This window comes from Planococcus sp. CP5-4_YE (assembly GCF_019042655.1).
Classification (GTDB): domain Bacteria; phylum Bacillota; class Bacilli; order Bacillales_A; family Planococcaceae; genus Planococcus.
Genome location: NZ_JAHPZO010000002.1, coordinates 250889 through 266205 on the forward strand (window position 1 = coordinate 250889; position 15317 = coordinate 266205).

Sequence of the window (15317 nt, forward strand, 5' to 3'; positions counted from 1 at the left end):
GGCCGGATCCTCTGTGCGAGATCCGGCCTTTCGCCATCATTCAGTTGGTTTTTGGACAATCGCCACCGTGCAGCGCGACACGCAAATGAGCCGCTCTTCTTCATCCATGATTTTGATATCCCAAATCATTGTCGTACGCCCTTTATGAAGCGGCGTGCCGATAGCTGTCACCACGCCGTCTTTTTTCCCACGGATGTGATTAGCGTTGATTTCCAGCCCGACCGCAATTTCGTTTTGCTGGTCAATCGCATGCCAGGTCCCGAAACTTGCCACCGTCTCCGCGAGAACCACCGACGCCCCGCCATGCAATAAGCCGAATGGCTGATGCGTCGCAGCATGCACGGGCATCGTCGCGACAATCCGTTCAGCGGACTGCTGCGTCAGCTCGATGCCGAGCACCCCCATGATTGTTTCTTCCACAGGCTTCATCTTCACCATATTTGCCCCTCTTTTCTTGCCGTCTATTCAAGACGATAATTCTCGATATTGTTCGCGCAGCAAGAATTTCTGGATTTTTCCGCTGGCATTGCGCGGCAGTTCCTCGACAAAACGGTACGAGCGCGGCCGCTTGTAGCGCGCCAGATTTTCGTGATTGACACAGTATTCTTCCAAATCCTGTTCAGTCAGCGACGAATCTTTCGAGACGACAAAAGCCAACACCGATTCGCCCCATTTCTCATCCGGAACACCAAGAACTGCGACGTCTTGTACTTTGTCGTGGCCATGAAGTGCATCTTCTACTTCACGTGGATAGATATTCTCTCCACCGCTGATAATCATATCATCGACGCGGTCTGCGACGTATAAATAACCTTGTTCATCCATATAACCCAAATCACTCGAATGATACCAACCTTTATAAAGCGCTTTTTCCGTCGCGTCATCGCGTTGGAAATACCCCTCCATCACACTTGGCCCACGCACAATAATCTCTCCGACTTCAAACGGCGCGAGCACATCTCCCGGTTCAGACGGGCCGTCTTCATTCGGTCGGACAACGCGAATTTCGTGATTGTAAGCAGACTGTCCGGCAGAGCCAGCTTTTGTCAGCTGATCCTCTTCTGACAAAAAGGTGATGGCCGGCCCCATTTCCGTCTGTCCATAGGCTTGGATCAAATCGATGCCGAGCACCTCTTTGACCCGTTTTACGAGCACAGGTGCCATAGGGGCGGCGCCGTAAAGACCGCGCGTCAAGCTCTTTACTTTCTGTTGCGCACCATCTATTTCGGCAATCATGCTCCACATCGTCGGCACTGCGAACATCACTGTCACTTGTTCTTTCTCGATCGTATCAAGCGCCAAGAATGGATCGAATTGATGCATGATGATGCTCGATGCGCCCGCCTGGACGCGCGGAATGATATTGCAATGCAGCTCTGCGCAATGGAACATCGGTGCCGCGACCAAACCGACATCATTTTTGGTCGTCTTGAGCATGGCGATACACATCATGCTCTGTTCGGCCATGCTGCGGTGCCGGTGGATGACGCCTTTCGGACGCCCTGTCGTTCCGCTCGTATACATAATCGCGTATGTATCCGATTCTTCCATATCGACACCCGGATCTTCCATCGATGCCCCTGCCACCTGTTCATGATAATTTTTTGCAAACGATGGCGTTTTATCGTCGATCGTCCAGAACTGAACCGCCGGAAACTGCGGCGCTATGGCCTGTACGACGCCTTCTAGCACTTCTTCGAATAGCACCACTTCGGGCTTGGCATCTTCTAGGATAAATGCCAGTTCTTCCGCTTTCAGGCGGAAATTGATTGGATTGAAGATTGCGCCAATTTTAGCGCAAGCAAATAATGCGGTCGCCAACTCTTGATTATTGAAAAGATACGTGGAAACGCGATCCCCTTTAGCGACGCCAGCTGCCGTCAGCGCATTCGCCAAGCGGTGCACGTCATCTCGCCACTGCGCGTATGTCCAGCGCTTATTCCTTCTTAAATCGACGAACGCTTCACGCTCGGGATGCAGGGAAACCGTATGGTCAAATATACTTCCAAGTGTCGCATACATTATTTTTCCTCCCTCTACTGAATGATGATTCATCAACACACTACTTCCATAATGTCAGATTAGAACAAATATTTCAACAATTGTTTTAGGAATGTGCTGTTATGATTCACATCTAATAGACTAGAAGAAATTTTTACCATTATTATATTTATAGGGAAAATAAAACTTTAAATTAAGCCTTTAGATTTTTGTAACACAAATGTAATATAAAACTTATTGCCTATATTCGTGAAACTGAATACACTTAAAGAAAATTGCGTACGCAAGTTACGTTGCGGATACCAAAAGGGGAATGAGCATGAAGAAGCTGATCGGCATGGCAATCACGGCAGGAGTCCTATCTTTGGCACTTGGGGCTGCGGATACAGAAGCAAGTTCGTATACAATTAAACCCGGCGATACATTATGGAAAGTGGCTTCAAGCAACGATGTATCTGTCGCCAACTTGAAAACATGGAATCGCCTGAGCACGGATGCTATCTATCCAAATCAAGTGCTGCGCTTGACGTCACCAGCTGCAGTGAACACTCCGGCACCGGCCGCACCAGCTGCCACCAAAACCAGCACTTATACTGTCAAAGCCGGTGATACTCTTTATAAAGTTGCCAATGCACATTCCACATCTGTCGCAAAAATCCAGCAACTGAATAATTTGAGCAACTCTACGATCCATATCGGCCAGAAGCTGAAAGTCAGCGGCACAGCATCAGCAGTCGTCGCTTCGCCTGCACCTGCACCGGCTGCACCGCCAGCACAAGTGAACACTACTACATACCGGGTTGTCTCAGGCGATACGCTCAGCAAGATTTCCAGAAGCTATAACATATCCGTTACCCAATTGATGAGCTGGAACAATTTGAGCAACTCTACTATCCATGTCGGCCAAACGCTAAAAATCCAAGGAGGCACGGTACCTGTCACTTCGCCTGTCCAAGTTTCCAATCCGGTTTCCTCTTCGAAAGTGGACCAAGTGCTCTCCATCGCACGCACGCAACTTGGGGTGCCTTATGTATGGGGCGGCGCGACTTCGAGCGGCTTCGACTGCAGCGGGTATTTGTACTATGTCTATAACCGCGCAGGCATCACGATCCCGCGCACGAACACGATTGGCTATTACGCAAGTTCCTTTACGGTCAGCTCCCCTCAACTGGGAGATTTGGTATTCTTCAAAAATACGTACCGTCCAGGCATTTCCCATGTCGGCATCTATGTCGGCAACAATAGCTTCATCCATGCCGGCGGTGACCGCGTCCAAATCACCAGCCTCAACGACAGTTATTGGGGCAAGCATTTCGACAGCTACAAACGCCTTAATGCCATGAAATAATGCAGTATATAAAAAAGCTCCGGAATTTTTCCGGAGCTTTTTTGCGTGTTGATGACAATATTTTTATTTTTTATCTTCATCCATTGCTTGTGCGATTTTCTGCGCCAGGTCTTTGCCGTTTTGGATGCAGGCGCCGATGCCGACACCGTAATAGGAAGAGCCGGCTAGATAGACACCCGGGTAGCCGCCAGATAGCCGCGCTTCAAGTGACAGGACCGCCGTTTTATGGCCCATATGATAATTCGGCATGAGCTCATTCCACGGCGTGATGTCGATGACAGCAGGCTGTTGCTCGATGCCCAGGCTTTTTTGGATATCCGCTTTCGCTATAGCCTCAATCTGTTCATCAGAGCTGTTTTGCAGTTCAGCGAATACTGAGTTCGTGCTCTTATAGAATAAACGCACCAATAACTTTTGCTGCGCCGAGGTATGCGGCCATTTGCGGCTCGTCCAGGTGCAAGCATTGCACGCCAGGTTGCTGCCTTCCGAGGCGATAAAGCCTGTGCCATCCGCCGGCAATTGTTCATCCGGCAAGTCGTATCCCAGATAAACGCTGATTAACGACGAGTTGATCAATTGGCCAAATTCCTCATCAAGCGTGTCGTCCTTCACCAATGCTTGGGCTTGCTGGTGCGGAATCGCCAGCACGATGAAATCCGCCTCGCTTGAGGTGCCGTCTGAAAAGCCCAGCTTATAGCGTCCGTCTCGCTTTTCCAATGAATTCGTCCCGACACCTTTTCGGACAAGTGCCGTTTCCAATTGCTCTTCGAGGCGATCGATCAAAGCCACCATCCCTCCATCGAATGAAATGAATTTCTTATTCGCTGCCCCTCGGAATGTTCCCTTATGCGCTTCGAACCCTTTGATGATGCTGCCGTAATCATTTTTATAATCGATCAAATACGGCAAGGTGGAAGCCAAAGTAAGTTCACGCAATGAACCCGAATAGACGCCTGATAAGACAGGAGCAATCTGGCGGTCCACTAATTCTTTGCCGAGAAACGCTTCCAGGAATTCGCCAATCGAGCTATCTTTTGTAAAACGGTCGTTTACGGTTTCAAAGTCTTCCATCGCCCGCTCTTTCCCCTGTTCCGACACGAGCGTCGAGCTGAACAGCGCTTCACGGTCCATCGGGATGCCGAATACTGTATCTTTCGGGATGGCGTGCAATTGATTGTCAGTGTACAAATAAGAAATGCCGGTTCCGTTGTAGACCATCTGTTCTTCGAGCCCAAGCTCTTCAATGAGTGGCAATACACTCGCATGGCGTGCAACGATGGAATCCGCCCCCACCTCCATCGTAAAACCCTCTTGTTTCACCGTGCGAATTTTGCCGCCCAGTTCTTTCTCTTTTTCAACCAATTCCAATTCCAACTCGAGCCCGTGCTGCTTTTTCAATCGTTCTAAATAATGCATGGCGGAAAGGCCTGTAATCCCTCCGCCGATGACCACGGCTTTCTTCATTCGAATCACTCCTTGCTTATATATCAAACTAAAGAAATCTAAATTATAAAAAGACGAACTATGTTAACGGTGTCTAAATGGAGCAAAACCGCGGAGACTCCCGCGGGAAAGCGAGACAGGCAAGACCCCGCAAGGCGCAAAGCGACTGAGGAGGCTTGGCGCTCGCCCGCAGGAAATGAATAAGCGAGGAAAAGCGGAGCTTATTCATTTGCGATGCTCGAGCTTAGCGAGAGTTGAGCAAAGCTTTTTCGTAGCGGTTTTGCGGAATGTTATGAAGTCGTATCATCAACTTATATAGTAATTATTTTATCAAGAAACCAGTATTTCTACAGAGGTCAATATGTCATTTTCAACACGATTTTCGCCATTCGTGGTAGGATTTAACCGAAAGCATTTAAAGGATAGGAGAGGTTCAACTTGATGAATCCGATTGATCAAATGATCATGGAAAGAAGATCGATCAAAAAATTCAAACCAGACGCTGTCGACATCGAAGAAATCATCGACTTGCTGAATATCGCCAAATGGGCACCTAACCATAAAGTAAATGAACCTTGGCGCTTTCAGCTGTATGCCGGCGCTGGCAAAGAAAAATTCGTCCAGGCATTTCTCGAGTCGATGAAAACACCGGACGGCGACATTCCACAAAAAGTGCTCAATAAAGCACAGTATTTCCGCGACATCCCACTCCACCTGGTCGCCATCATGCCGGTCGACCCGCGCCAGCGCCGCTTCGACGAAGATTACGGCGCGCTTAGTTCCATGCTGCAAAATTTCCAATTGGCCGCCTGGCAGCGCGGCATCGGCATGATTTGGCGCTCGAACGACTGGATTTACAACCCCGTCTTCCGTGAGGCCATCGGGGTCGAACCGGGCGAAAAAATCGTCGCAACCATGATGATGGGTTACCCTGCCCACGTGCCGGAAAAACAAGCGCGCACCGACATTCGTGAAAAACTGGAAATCATCGATCAATAACGAAGAAAAAGAGCATCAAAGCTGATGCTCTTTTTTTATTCCAAAACAGATAAAGCACCGACTGCGCCGGAATATTCACCTTTATCCGGGAACAGCGGCGTCGAGCCGCGCAGAATGGTGTAGCTTGTGACCACTTCTTTCAAAAGGGCATTGTCGCTGAACGAAGACCCAATATAGACAATCGTCGAGCTGCGGCATTGGCGCGCTGCATGAACACTGACCGTACTGACTGTCTCACCGACAAGGCCAATAACTGTCGCAAGCAATTCTTCTTTCGACAACTCATGAGAAATGGAAAACAGATCCTGCCCAAAATTACTGGCAGTCAATTCACCTGAAATCGGCGGCTCTTTGCCCTCATAAATATGCTTCACTTTTAAATCGATGCGTTCGCGCGATCCACGCTTGGCGTGTTCAACGATTTCATCAAAGCTAGTGATGCCTGTCAATAAATGGCTGAGGCCGACCAATGTGCCGCCCCCGATTCCCGTGCCGCCGAGACGCACCTGTGTATTGTCCTGCACGCAATGGATCGACGTGCCGGTTCCGACATTGGTGACCAAATAAGCTTCCTCGTGGAGCCCCATGCGTTCAAGCAAAACCTGGACGCCCAGATGAGTCGCTTCAAATTCCACCATCTCCTGGACGGAGTTCTTCAACAAAGATGCAAGCACACCTGATTTGCCGCCGGTCACACATACTTCACTAACCGAAAGCCCGTTGATCCACTCTGCTACCAAACCGATTTCAGCAATCGGGGATTTCGCAAAATGAATCGGGCCTCCGTCGGTATAGGCCACCTTGATCAGCGTCCCACCCGCATCTATTCCGACTTTCATCTATCTGCACCTTCTCTTCTTAAAAGCACTTTTACTGCCTTACATAGTTTTTAACATATGGGGAAATTCTAACATATTCACGCAGCGAGCGGGAGGGGGTTGCCCGCGTTCCACTTTGCGCTTTAAAAGATATTCGGTTTTGAGGGTTGAACATGCAAAAATAGGGGAATGGAATCTTCAGCAACCTGTTTAATAACTCGTGCTGAACTTTCTTTGCTTCTGCAAGGAAGGTTTTGTGGGAGGTGATTAAATGGGGAAGATCCAGGGAATACCGAAATTGCTCGAATACTTGGAGCAGAAAAGGCACCCCATGACAGAAGAGCAGATTGAGCAGCTCCTGTCACAACGAACGATTCCGCATGCCCGGCCTTATGGCGATATGATCCTGTTCGACGAAAACCATATTGATTGGTGGATTGAAGAGCAGCGGAAAACGGATAAATCAGTGATGGATTAAATGCAAGGAAACCCCCAGACATTGCGTCTGGGGGTTTTTTGAATGGATTCAGTTACCGGTTCAGTCCATTGGCATAGGAATTGCTGAGGATCTTAAACAATTGCTCGAACTTATTCAAGATATCGAGTGCCAGCAAACCGTTGCCTTCCGCGGTTTTCGGATAACCGAGTGGAATGGTGCGCCGGACAAGCTGCGCATACAATTCCGCCTCTGTCAGCTCTCGGTCGAAATCACGCTCGGAAATATTGCGGATCAGGGCTAAGGCTCCTGAAACATGCGGCGTCGCCATCGAAGTGCCGGACAGACTTGCATATTTTCCATCCAAGTAAGTCGAATAGATATTGATGCCCGGCGCCACCAGATCAATTTCGTTATTGGTATTGCTGAAAGGGGCCATGCGCCGGTCGAAATCGACAGCGCCGACTTGAACGACTTCGCCGTAGCCACCGGGATAGGCAAATTCATCGGTATCATAAGCATCATCCCCTTCATTGCCGGCTGCACAAATAACAGGGATTCCTGCATCGACCGCACGCTTTACGGCTTCGTACAATTCAGGATGATCTTCAGGACCGCCAAGCGACATCGAAATGATCGTCGTCTTTTGCCCTTCCGGACCGCGCCAATCGACGGCATAATGAATGCCCGCAATGATTCCTTCATAGCTGCCGCTGCCTTCTTTATCGAGCACTTTGACGACGAGCAGATCAGCGAGCGGCGCTACGCCGACTACTCCCTCTTCTTGTATATCCGAAGCGGCGATCGTCCCCGCGACATGTGTGCCGTGTCCGTTATAATCCTCGAATCGTTCAGGGTCTCCACCGTCATCATGCGTAAAGTTGCGCCCGCCTGCAATCCGCGCTTCCAGATTCGGGTGGTCGGTCTGGCAGCCTGTATCCAATACGGCCACTATATTGCCTTTGCCTTGCTCTCCATTCGCCCACATTTCGGGCGCCTGGATCATCCTTACGCCTTCCGGAATGCGCGGCGGAGCAGCTGTCACTTGTTCAACACGGTATGGAATCAAATGGATATTTTTCATCGACAATTCCTCCTTCAGATCATTTCTTTCATTCTACCTGACTGCCGCAGTTAAAAACAAACGTTTGTTCGTATTAAAAATGGAAAGTTGTTCTTATTAGTTTCAATAAAGAGACAGGAATTTCCTGCTTATTGAAGAACACAAGAAAGACGCCAAATAACAAGGAGACCAACACAATGACTACATGGCTATTGTACGGAGCGACAGGCTATACAGGAAAATTAATTGCACAACAAGCGGTTGAACGCGGATTGCGGCCGGTCCTGGCAGGACGCAGCAAGGAAAAAGTGCAGCCGATTGCCGAAGAACTTGGTTTGGAATTCCGCATCTTCGAATTGAATAACCAAACAGCTCAGCATCTGGAGGGGGTCGATCTCGTGCTGCATTGCGCCGGCCCTTTCGAGAAGACCAGCAAACCGATGATCCACGCCTGCATGGAGGCCGGTGCCCATTATCTCGATATCACTGGGGAGATCAGTGTGTTCGAACATACCCACTCTTTGCACCAAGAAGCGCAAAAGAAGAATATCATTTTATGTTCTGGAGTGGGCTTCGATGTCATTCCTACCGATTGCACCGCCCTGAAGTTAAAACAAGCGTTGCCGGATGCCGTCGAACTCGCCCTTGGTTTCGATTCGGATTCCGGCATCTCGCCCGGCACGATGAAGACGATGGTCGAAGGGCTCGGCGGAGGCAATATCATCCGCAAAGATGGGCAGCTGACCGCTGTCGCGATCGGCAAGCACCAGCGGATGATCGATTTCGGGCGCGGCCAAAAATCCGCCATGGCGATTCCCTGGGGTGATGTGGCTACTGCTTATTACACCACCGGCATCCCCAATATAACGGCGTGGATTCCGACACCGAAACCCGCTGTCAAAGCGGCACGGCTCATGAATGTGGCGAGCCCAATACTGTCTTCTGAAAAAGTGAAGCAACCCTTGATGAAATGGATCGAGCGACGCGTAAAAGGGCCAGACCAGGAAGAGCGCGCCAGAAGTGCTGCCCACATTTGGGGACAAGCCAAAAATACGGATGGCGTTGTCAAAACGTGCCGGATCGATACTGCAAACGTCTATGACCTAACCGTTTACGGAGCACTGGAAGTGACACAGCGCTTACTGTCAGGCGACTACCCAGGCGGCAGTTGGACCCCTGCCGCATTGTTCGGCCCGGACCTGCTCGAAAGCCTGCCCGGCTCAGGACGCTTTGAAATCGACAGCTTTTATCCGGGAACCGCCAACTAGATCTGACCACAACAAAAAGGCTGACCTAGCGTCAGCCTTTTAATAATTGCATGCGTTTATTGAACAAGGTTGGATAGGACAAGTATCCGAGGAAAACACTCGTCACAGCAGCCGTCGTCAATAACAGGAACATGATGAGCAACTGGAATTGCACCGCTTGTATCGGGTCTGCCCCGGCGATGATCTGCCCACTCATCATGCCGGGCAGTTGGACGAGCCCGACCGTCTTCTGGCTCTCAATCGTGGGGATCATGCTCGCCTTAATCGAGTTGATCAATTGGCGGTGAATGGCCTGCTTCGGCGTTCCGCCGAGCGACAAGATTAATTCCGTCTGGTCTTGATGGTCTTCGACTTCCGCCGTGAAGCGATTCAAGAACAAGATCGACAGCACCATCGAGTTCCCGACGACCATGCCACTGATTGGGATGATGTACTGTGCCGTAGCCGGCGTGATGTTAAAGCCGATCAGAATTCCTTGCGTCAATACTTCCACGAAAATCAGCGTGACAGCGATTTTCCAAGTGATCCCTTGGATGGCTGCTCCTTTTTTCTGTGCGTTATGGGTCGCTGCAACAATCATCAATGCGACCATCAAGAAGATATAAAGCAGACTTTCCGAGTCGAAGACGAATTTCAGAACATATCCGACAGCAAGCAGCTGGATAATCGAGCGGATGGTCGCAACTGTCATATCGCGGCCGAGGCCTAAATTCAAGGTTTTCGATAATAATAGCGGGATGAGGACAAAAATGAGCGTCAACGATAAAGCCCAATAACTCATGACACCACCCCTTTCACGAACTCTTCAACACGGTCATTTTGCGGATCTTCAAGCAGCGAACTCTCACCGGTTTCCACCACTTGGCCGTCCATCATGACCCATGTGTAATCACCGATTTCGAGCGCTTGTTGGAGATTATGGGTGATCCAAATGATCGTCGTCTTGTATTTCCGGTTGATTTTGCTGATCAACTCTTCGACTTCAAGCTTTGAAGCACGGTCGAGCGAAGAGGTGATTTCGTCCATCAGGAGAATCTCCGGCTTGTTGACAAGCGTTCTCGCAATGGAGACTTTCTGGCGCTGCCCGCCTGACAGCTCTTTCACTTTGCGGTCCAGCAAATCACCTTTCAAGCCAACATCCTCGAGCAATTCAACAGCCTCTTCTTTCGCCAATTGCTGCCCTTGCAATTCCAAAGGCAAATTCAAGTTTTCGTAGACAGTGCCGCTGATCATCGGTGCGCTCTGCAATGCCATCCCGACCATCCGGCGCAATTCTACCGGATCGTATTCGCCAATCGCTTTATCCTTCACAAAGATTTCTCCGTTTTCCGGGGAGATTAGACCGTTGCATAATTTAAGTAAAGTCGACTTCCCGGCGCCAGAAGGCCCTACCAAAGTGGTGATGCGGCCTTGGGGAAAGGAACCGGTGATATCGTTCAAGATTTCTAAGTCTCCAATGCGATAATCCACGTGCTGAAAGTGGATCGCAGGTTTGTACTGGGTGCTCATGCCCACACCTCCAACTTCTCAATTTTCTTATTTATAATTATTATAATGTAGATATCATAGCACAACTTTATTGCTGAACCAAGTAATTGAGAATAACTATTTTTAATTGATAATACATATCAATTAATACGTTTTCAAAGCATTTTTAAACGATAATTATTATCATTAAAACCTTAAAAATCACAATAAAGCCCTTCTGCAAATTCCAGTTGGAATTTGCAGAAGGGCGTATCCTGTTTCCCCATAAACAGAAAGAATTGTTCCGCTTATTTTACTTGATCGCTCTCGCTCAATCCGCTTTCCCCGAAAGCTTCATCCCGTTCATCAAAGCGCCCAATACGATGGATTTTCTTATCGTCCATCTCAAAATAATGGAAGATATGGGATTCTCCCGGCTCGCCTTGTTTTTTTGCGAGCTGTTCGAAGATGACCCGGTTGGCTTTGGCGAATTTGGTGAGCGTCTCCAATTGCATGCCGGACTCTCTCACCCATTCGGCAAGCATTTCGTGGCCTGCGGCTGATTTTCCGGGACTGATCAATTCAACATTATGGTCCGTGACGGAAAGAACCCCGTCGACATTCTGTGCATTGACATAATCGGTAAAGCGTTCCGCAAGCTTGATCGGTTCAATCATCATGTGTGCTCCCTTCTTCCGGTAATTTTTCGAATATCACCAAGGCCAAAGTAGCGATGGGGCCAAGAAGGAGCGACGCCAGGAACCACATAAGGCCACTCCGGTTCTTGCCTTGGGCGAGCCCTGCATTGATCAGCGCAAGCGTTCCCCATCCGACTGCGTATTCGTTTTCCATATCCATTCCCCCTTTTCTCCCATTCTACTCGAAAAAAAAGAAGCCGGAAAAAATTCCAGCTTCTCAATAATTGGTGTTTTTCAGTTTTTTAAAGGTTTTGACGAAACGGTCGGGATCCCTCGGCACTTTATAAGTCAAGACGCCGCGGTGCGTGTGTAAATACAATAAATTGGCATCGTCGGAAAAGGTCTTATAAGAAATATCCCAGACATGCATCAAATTAAACTCTTTGGTTGAGGCAATCAATTTATCTTCGTATAAATGAATTTCGTATTCGGTGTGGATGATTTTCATCTGGCCGGCTACGATCGAGCGTTCCGTGTCGACATACGTAATGGAAGACAGCAAACTTTTCGGATCCATTCGGTTCGCCTCCCGGCTGTTTTTCTAAAGTCTACTGCACCCACGCAGGTCTATGCAACTGATACGGCGCCTACATTTCATCGAAGTATTCGTTTATCAAATCCCCGCATACCCCGATGGCCGCAGCACTGCCTTCGCCCGCTGCGATGACAAGCTGTGATGGAACGATTAGCGATGCATCTCCTGCTGCATAAACATTCCACACATTCGTGCGCCCATAATCATCCGTCAAGATCCCGCCGTACTCGTTTTGTTTGCAGCCGAGCTCTTTGGCGAAATTGGTCGCATGGCTCCATAAAGGCGTGACGAATCCGGCACTGCGGTCGATCAAGGTGCCATCTTCCAACCTGACACTGCGTAGCTTGCCGTCCTCCCCTTCCAGGCCGGAAATCGTATCTTCATAAACTTTGATTCCTTTGGCAAGCAGCTTCTGCTTTTCCTCTTCTTCCAGACGCCCTTCACCGTTCGTGAAGACCGCCAAGTCCCGGCTCCAAGTATAGACCTCCTTCGCTAAAGTAAATACTTTTTTATCGGCAATGACCGCAAGCGGCTGGTCGCGCATTTCCCATCCATCGCAGTAAGGGCAGCTGAATAGAGTCGTGCCGTAAAACTTCTCGATATCCGGCACATTCGGCAGTTCTTCTTTCAATCCCGCCGCGATGATGATTTTGATGCTATGAAAAACCTTTCCGCTTTTGGTCGTCAATTCGTAATGCGTCTCGGAAATACGGTCGATGTTGACGACGCGCTCGTTTTCCGTTTTGACGCTTCCGTATTTGCTGATCTCCTCACGCCCGAGCCGCTTGAGTTCTTCCGGGCAAATGCCGTCTCTTGTAATGAACCCATGCGCTTCGCGAGTCACTAAATTGCGCCCATTGTCATCATCAAATAATACTGCATTCTTTCTTGAACGGCCAAGCACCAGCGCAGCATTTAAACCCGCTGGCCCTCCGCCGATAATGGCACAATCGTATAGCATAGCGTTCATCCTTTTCTAATTTCGTTTTCCTCCCCTCTTCCCCCTTCGCCACTGCATTAAACAGGGATGAAGTTTTAAAAAAACCGATTGCCCAGGATCTCCCGGACAATCGGTTTTTAAACGCAGGCTTCATGTCATACGCTTTATTTTTGGATCAATTCACGCAATGCTTGGACGAAGAATTCGTTTTCTTCTTCTGTGCCGACTGAAATCCTCACGTATTCAGGAAGGCCCCAGCCTTTACCGTAGCGGACGATAACGCCTTTTTTCATTAGGTCTTGATAAAGCGCTTCTCCTTCGTCGCCCAATTTGACCAATACGAAGTTCGCCATGCTCTTCGTATACGGGAGGCCTAGTTCTTCAAAGGCTCCATACAGATACTCGAGCCCGCGGGTATTGATTTCACGTGATTGCGTCACGTGCTCATGGTCTGACACTGCGGCTGTCGCAGCGAGTTGTGCCAGCGTATTGACGTTGAAGGGCTCTTTCACTTTCAGGATCGACGTGATGATCGAATCCGCCGCAATGCCGAATCCAACGCGTACCCCTGCAATGCCATAGATTTTCGAGAAGGTTTTCAAGGTCAGCAACGGATAGCCTTGGCGGATGAATTCGGCGCCATCCGTGTAATCGTCCGCATCCGCGTAATGGCTGTACGCCGCGTCAAAGACAACCAATATATCTCCCACAGCGTCCAATAATTTCTGGACATCCTGTTTCTTCATATAAGTCCCGGTCGGGTTGTTCGGTGAACAAATGTAAATGATTTTTGTCTTGTCGGTCACTGCCGCGATCATGGCATCGACATCAAATGCGAAACCTTGTGTAAACGGCACTTTTACGACTTTTGCACCCATGATGTGCGCGCCGAAATCGTATTCGCTGAACGATGGGTCCGGCACGATGATTTCATCGCCTTGTTCCAGAAACGCTTCCGAGATGAGCGTGATCAACTCGTCAGCACCGTTTGTCGGAATGACTTGGTTTTTTTCGACGCCATGTTCTTTGGCGATTGCCATTTTCAGATCACTCGCATCTGCATCCGGGTAGCGGTTCAAACCAAGAACGCCTTGTTCGATGGCCGCAACAGCTTTTTTCGACGGGCCAAGCGGGTTTTCATTGGACGCCAACTTGATGACGCGCTCCAAGCCCAGTTCTTCCTGCACTTCCCAAATCGGCTTGCCTGGTGAGTAAGGCTGGATGTGATCCAAGGTTTTGCGTGCTTTTATGTTCTCCAAATTCGCCATTATGTACGCCTCCGTCATCTAATTTTAATAATGTTGAATGAATATGTATTGCCACCGATAATGATACCATTAAAGCTCAATTTTCTGCATATCCACCCTAGTGAAAGAAAAATAATAGTCTCTATTATTACAGAAAAACTCCTTTCCCGAAAGGTACACGGCCTACAATTTGAAACCCTTACCTAAATGTGGTTTACTTTAACGAGACTGACGAAAGAGGAGTTTTCATATGATTAAAAAAATGACATTTGTTTTTGCCCCATTCGCCCTCGCCTTAGTGCTCGGCGCATGTTCTGATAATGAAGAATCCACCGCAAACGAAGAAGCAGCTGCACCAGAGACCGAACAGGCAGAAGGAACTGAAGAAGCAACGGGAACCGAAGAAGCAGCACCTGCCGAATCGGCGCTCGAACTTCCTGAAGAAGACGCCGTAGTGGCAGTTGTCAACGGCGAAGAAATCCAAGGCAAAGTGTATAATAGCGTCGCCCGCCAGTTCGAATCCACCTTGCTTTCACAAGGCCAGGACCCTTCAACGGAAGAGAACCTTCAATTGATCGAAGATGAAGCGATGTCTGTTGTCATCGGCAATGCAGTGCTGCTTCAGGATGCCAAGGAAAAAGGCCACGAAGCGGATGATGCCGTCGTAGAAGAGCGCATGGAAGAATTGAAAGCCAACTTCGAGGACGAAGAAGCCATGAACGAAGCACTTGCTGAAACAGGCTTCACCCTTGAAGAAATGGAAGAGCAATTGCGTGAACAGCTTGTCTACGAAAGCTATATCGAAGAAGAAATCGATTCACCTGAAGTGACGGACGAAGAAGTCCAGGCAGCGTATGACCAATTCGTTGAAAGCTCAGAAGAAGAAGCACCGGCTTTTGAAGAGATGGAACCGACCATCCGCCAATCATTGCAAGAGCAAAAAGACCAGGAAGCTACTTTCGCGCGCGTAGAGGAATTGCGTGAAGAAGCTGAAGTCGAAGTAAAACTTTAATTTTCAAAAACCCCTACCGTAATCGGTAGGGGTTTTTTGGTC

At 49.0% G+C, this 15317-nt stretch carries 17 protein-coding genes; 5 read left to right on the plus strand and 12 right to left on the minus strand.

The annotated features are described in order from the left end of the window. Positions 1-36: 36 nt before the first annotated feature. Together KTG14_RS03660 and KTG14_RS03665 are read right to left on the minus strand one after the other, a co-directional pair. Positions 37-438 (minus strand): hotdog fold thioesterase, encoded by a 402-nt coding sequence (locus KTG14_RS03660; protein WP_216969527.1) that lies wholly within the window; start codon positions 436-438, stop codon positions 37-39. A gap of 27 nt (positions 439-465) precedes the next feature. Continuing rightward, positions 466-2022: a fatty acid--CoA ligase gene (locus tag KTG14_RS03665; RefSeq protein ID WP_216969528.1), complete on the minus strand. Its 1557-nt coding sequence runs from the start codon at positions 2020-2022 to the stop codon at positions 466-468. Positions 2023-2320: 298 nt separating this feature from the next. Between KTG14_RS03665 and KTG14_RS03670 the strand changes: the two genes are divergently transcribed. Next, positions 2321-3349 (plus strand): C40 family peptidase, encoded by a 1029-nt coding sequence (locus tag KTG14_RS03670; protein ID WP_216969529.1) that lies wholly within the window; start codon positions 2321-2323, stop codon positions 3347-3349. 63 nt (positions 3350-3412) lie between these two features. Here KTG14_RS03670 and KTG14_RS03675 read toward each other — a convergent pair whose 3' ends face one another. Continuing rightward, positions 3413-4813, minus strand: a complete 1401-nt coding sequence (locus KTG14_RS03675) for a protoporphyrinogen oxidase (RefSeq protein ID WP_216969530.1) — start codon at positions 4811-4813, stop codon at positions 3413-3415. 420 nt (positions 4814-5233) lie between these two features. Here KTG14_RS03675 and KTG14_RS03680 point away from each other — a divergent pair, with 420 nt between their 5' ends. Further along, a complete protein-coding gene (locus tag KTG14_RS03680) occupies positions 5234-5791 on the plus strand; it encodes a nitroreductase family protein (RefSeq protein ID WP_216969703.1) in 558 nt (185 codons plus the stop codon). Positions 5792-5826: 35 nt separating this feature from the next. Here the strand turns inward: KTG14_RS03680 and coaW are convergent, their stop codons facing one another. Next, complete coding sequence (coaW, locus tag KTG14_RS03685) at positions 5827-6630, minus strand: type II pantothenate kinase (RefSeq protein WP_216969531.1); 804 nt, start codon at positions 6628-6630, stop codon at positions 5827-5829. Positions 6631-6880: 250 nt separating this feature from the next. Here coaW and KTG14_RS03690 point away from each other — a divergent pair, with 250 nt between their 5' ends. Then, positions 6881-7087: a hypothetical protein gene (locus tag KTG14_RS03690; protein WP_216969532.1), complete on the plus strand. Its 207-nt coding sequence runs from the start codon at positions 6881-6883 to the stop codon at positions 7085-7087. Positions 7088-7139: 52 nt separating this feature from the next. Here KTG14_RS03690 and KTG14_RS03695 read toward each other — a convergent pair whose 3' ends face one another. Beyond that, complete coding sequence (locus tag KTG14_RS03695; RefSeq protein WP_216969533.1) at positions 7140-8129, minus strand: S8 family peptidase; 990 nt, start codon at positions 8127-8129, stop codon at positions 7140-7142. A 176-nt stretch (positions 8130-8305) separates the two neighbouring features. On the opposite strand from KTG14_RS03695, the gene KTG14_RS03700 reads away from it, so the two are divergent. Beyond that, positions 8306-9376 (plus strand): saccharopine dehydrogenase family protein, encoded by a 1071-nt coding sequence (locus KTG14_RS03700; protein ID WP_216969534.1) that lies wholly within the window; start codon positions 8306-8308, stop codon positions 9374-9376. Positions 9377-9407: 31 nt separating this feature from the next. Here the strand turns inward: KTG14_RS03700 and KTG14_RS03705 are convergent, their stop codons facing one another. The 7 genes from KTG14_RS03705 to hisC form a co-directional block, all read right to left on the minus strand. After that, positions 9408-10157, minus strand: a complete 750-nt coding sequence (locus KTG14_RS03705) for an ABC transporter permease (protein ID WP_211652989.1) — start codon at positions 10155-10157, stop codon at positions 9408-9410. Beyond that, the gene (locus KTG14_RS03710) at positions 10154-10885 is read right to left on the minus strand and encodes an ABC transporter ATP-binding protein (RefSeq protein WP_216969535.1); all 732 of its coding nucleotides are present in this window, start codon (positions 10883-10885) and stop codon (positions 10154-10156) included. Before KTG14_RS03710 ends, KTG14_RS03705 begins: the two co-directional genes overlap by 4 nt. Positions 10886-11151: 266 nt before the next feature. Then, the gene (locus tag KTG14_RS03715; protein ID WP_216969536.1) at positions 11152-11523 is read right to left on the minus strand and encodes a nuclear transport factor 2-like protein; all 372 of its coding nucleotides are present in this window, start codon (positions 11521-11523) and stop codon (positions 11152-11154) included. Further along, on the minus strand, positions 11513-11695 hold the full coding sequence (locus KTG14_RS03720; protein WP_216969537.1) for a hypothetical protein: 183 nt from the start codon (positions 11693-11695) through the stop codon (positions 11513-11515). The genes KTG14_RS03715 and KTG14_RS03720 overlap by 11 nt, the downstream gene beginning before the upstream one ends. A 63-nt stretch (positions 11696-11758) precedes the next feature. Next, entirely contained in the window at positions 11759-12058 is a 300-nt protein-coding gene (locus KTG14_RS03725; protein ID WP_216969538.1) for a hypothetical protein, read from the minus strand. Positions 12059-12128: 70 nt separating this feature from the next. Further along, the gene (locus KTG14_RS03730) at positions 12129-13037 is read right to left on the minus strand and encodes an NAD(P)/FAD-dependent oxidoreductase (RefSeq protein WP_216969539.1); all 909 of its coding nucleotides are present in this window, start codon (positions 13035-13037) and stop codon (positions 12129-12131) included. A gap of 143 nt (positions 13038-13180) precedes the next feature. Next, positions 13181-14284: a histidinol-phosphate transaminase gene (gene hisC / locus KTG14_RS03735; protein ID WP_216969540.1), complete on the minus strand. Its 1104-nt coding sequence runs from the start codon at positions 14282-14284 to the stop codon at positions 13181-13183. Between the two features lie 229 nt (positions 14285-14513). Between hisC and KTG14_RS03740 the strand changes: the two genes are divergently transcribed. Continuing rightward, positions 14514-15275 (plus strand): SurA N-terminal domain-containing protein, encoded by a 762-nt coding sequence (locus KTG14_RS03740; RefSeq protein WP_216969541.1) that lies wholly within the window; start codon positions 14514-14516, stop codon positions 15273-15275. The last annotated feature ends 42 nt before the right edge of the window (positions 15276-15317 follow it).

Bases quoted from the DNA above. Each gene is read 5' to 3' on its own strand.
- KTG14_RS03660 (WP_216969527.1), bottom strand. From the start codon at position 438: ATGGTGAAGATGAAGCCTGTGGAAGAAACAATCATGGGGGTGCTCGGC.
- KTG14_RS03665 (WP_216969528.1), bottom strand. From the start codon at position 2,022: ATGTATGCGACACTTGGAAGTATATTTGACCATACGGTTTCCCTGCAT.
- KTG14_RS03670 (WP_216969529.1), top strand. From the start codon at position 2,321: ATGAAGAAGCTGATCGGCATGGCAATCACGGCAGGAGTCCTATCTTTG.
- KTG14_RS03675 (WP_216969530.1), bottom strand. From the start codon at position 4,813: ATGAAGAAAGCCGTGGTCATCGGCGGAGGGATTACAGGCCTTTCCGCC.
- KTG14_RS03680 (WP_216969703.1), top strand. From the start codon at position 5,234: ATGAATCCGATTGATCAAATGATCATGGAAAGAAGATCGATCAAAAAA.
- coaW (WP_216969531.1), bottom strand. From the start codon at position 6,630: ATGAAAGTCGGAATAGATGCGGGTGGGACGCTGATCAAGGTGGCCTAT.
- KTG14_RS03690 (WP_216969532.1), top strand. From the start codon at position 6,881: ATGGGGAAGATCCAGGGAATACCGAAATTGCTCGAATACTTGGAGCAG.
- KTG14_RS03695 (WP_216969533.1), bottom strand. From the start codon at position 8,129: ATGAAAAATATCCATTTGATTCCATACCGTGTTGAACAAGTGACAGCT.
- KTG14_RS03700 (WP_216969534.1), top strand. From the start codon at position 8,306: ATGACTACATGGCTATTGTACGGAGCGACAGGCTATACAGGAAAATTA.
- KTG14_RS03705 (WP_211652989.1), bottom strand. From the start codon at position 10,157: ATGAGTTATTGGGCTTTATCGTTGACGCTCATTTTTGTCCTCATCCCG.
- KTG14_RS03710 (WP_216969535.1), bottom strand. From the start codon at position 10,885: ATGAGCACCCAGTACAAACCTGCGATCCACTTTCAGCACGTGGATTAT.
- KTG14_RS03715 (WP_216969536.1), bottom strand. From the start codon at position 11,523: ATGATGATTGAACCGATCAAGCTTGCGGAACGCTTTACCGATTATGTC.
- KTG14_RS03720 (WP_216969537.1), bottom strand. From the start codon at position 11,695: ATGGAAAACGAATACGCAGTCGGATGGGGAACGCTTGCGCTGATCAAT.
- KTG14_RS03725 (WP_216969538.1), bottom strand. From the start codon at position 12,058: ATGGATCCGAAAAGTTTGCTGTCTTCCATTACGTATGTCGACACGGAA.
- KTG14_RS03730 (WP_216969539.1), bottom strand. From the start codon at position 13,037: ATGCTATACGATTGTGCCATTATCGGCGGAGGGCCAGCGGGTTTAAAT.
- hisC (WP_216969540.1), bottom strand. From the start codon at position 14,284: ATGGCGAATTTGGAGAACATAAAAGCACGCAAAACCTTGGATCACATC.
- KTG14_RS03740 (WP_216969541.1), top strand. From the start codon at position 14,514: ATGATTAAAAAAATGACATTTGTTTTTGCCCCATTCGCCCTCGCCTTA.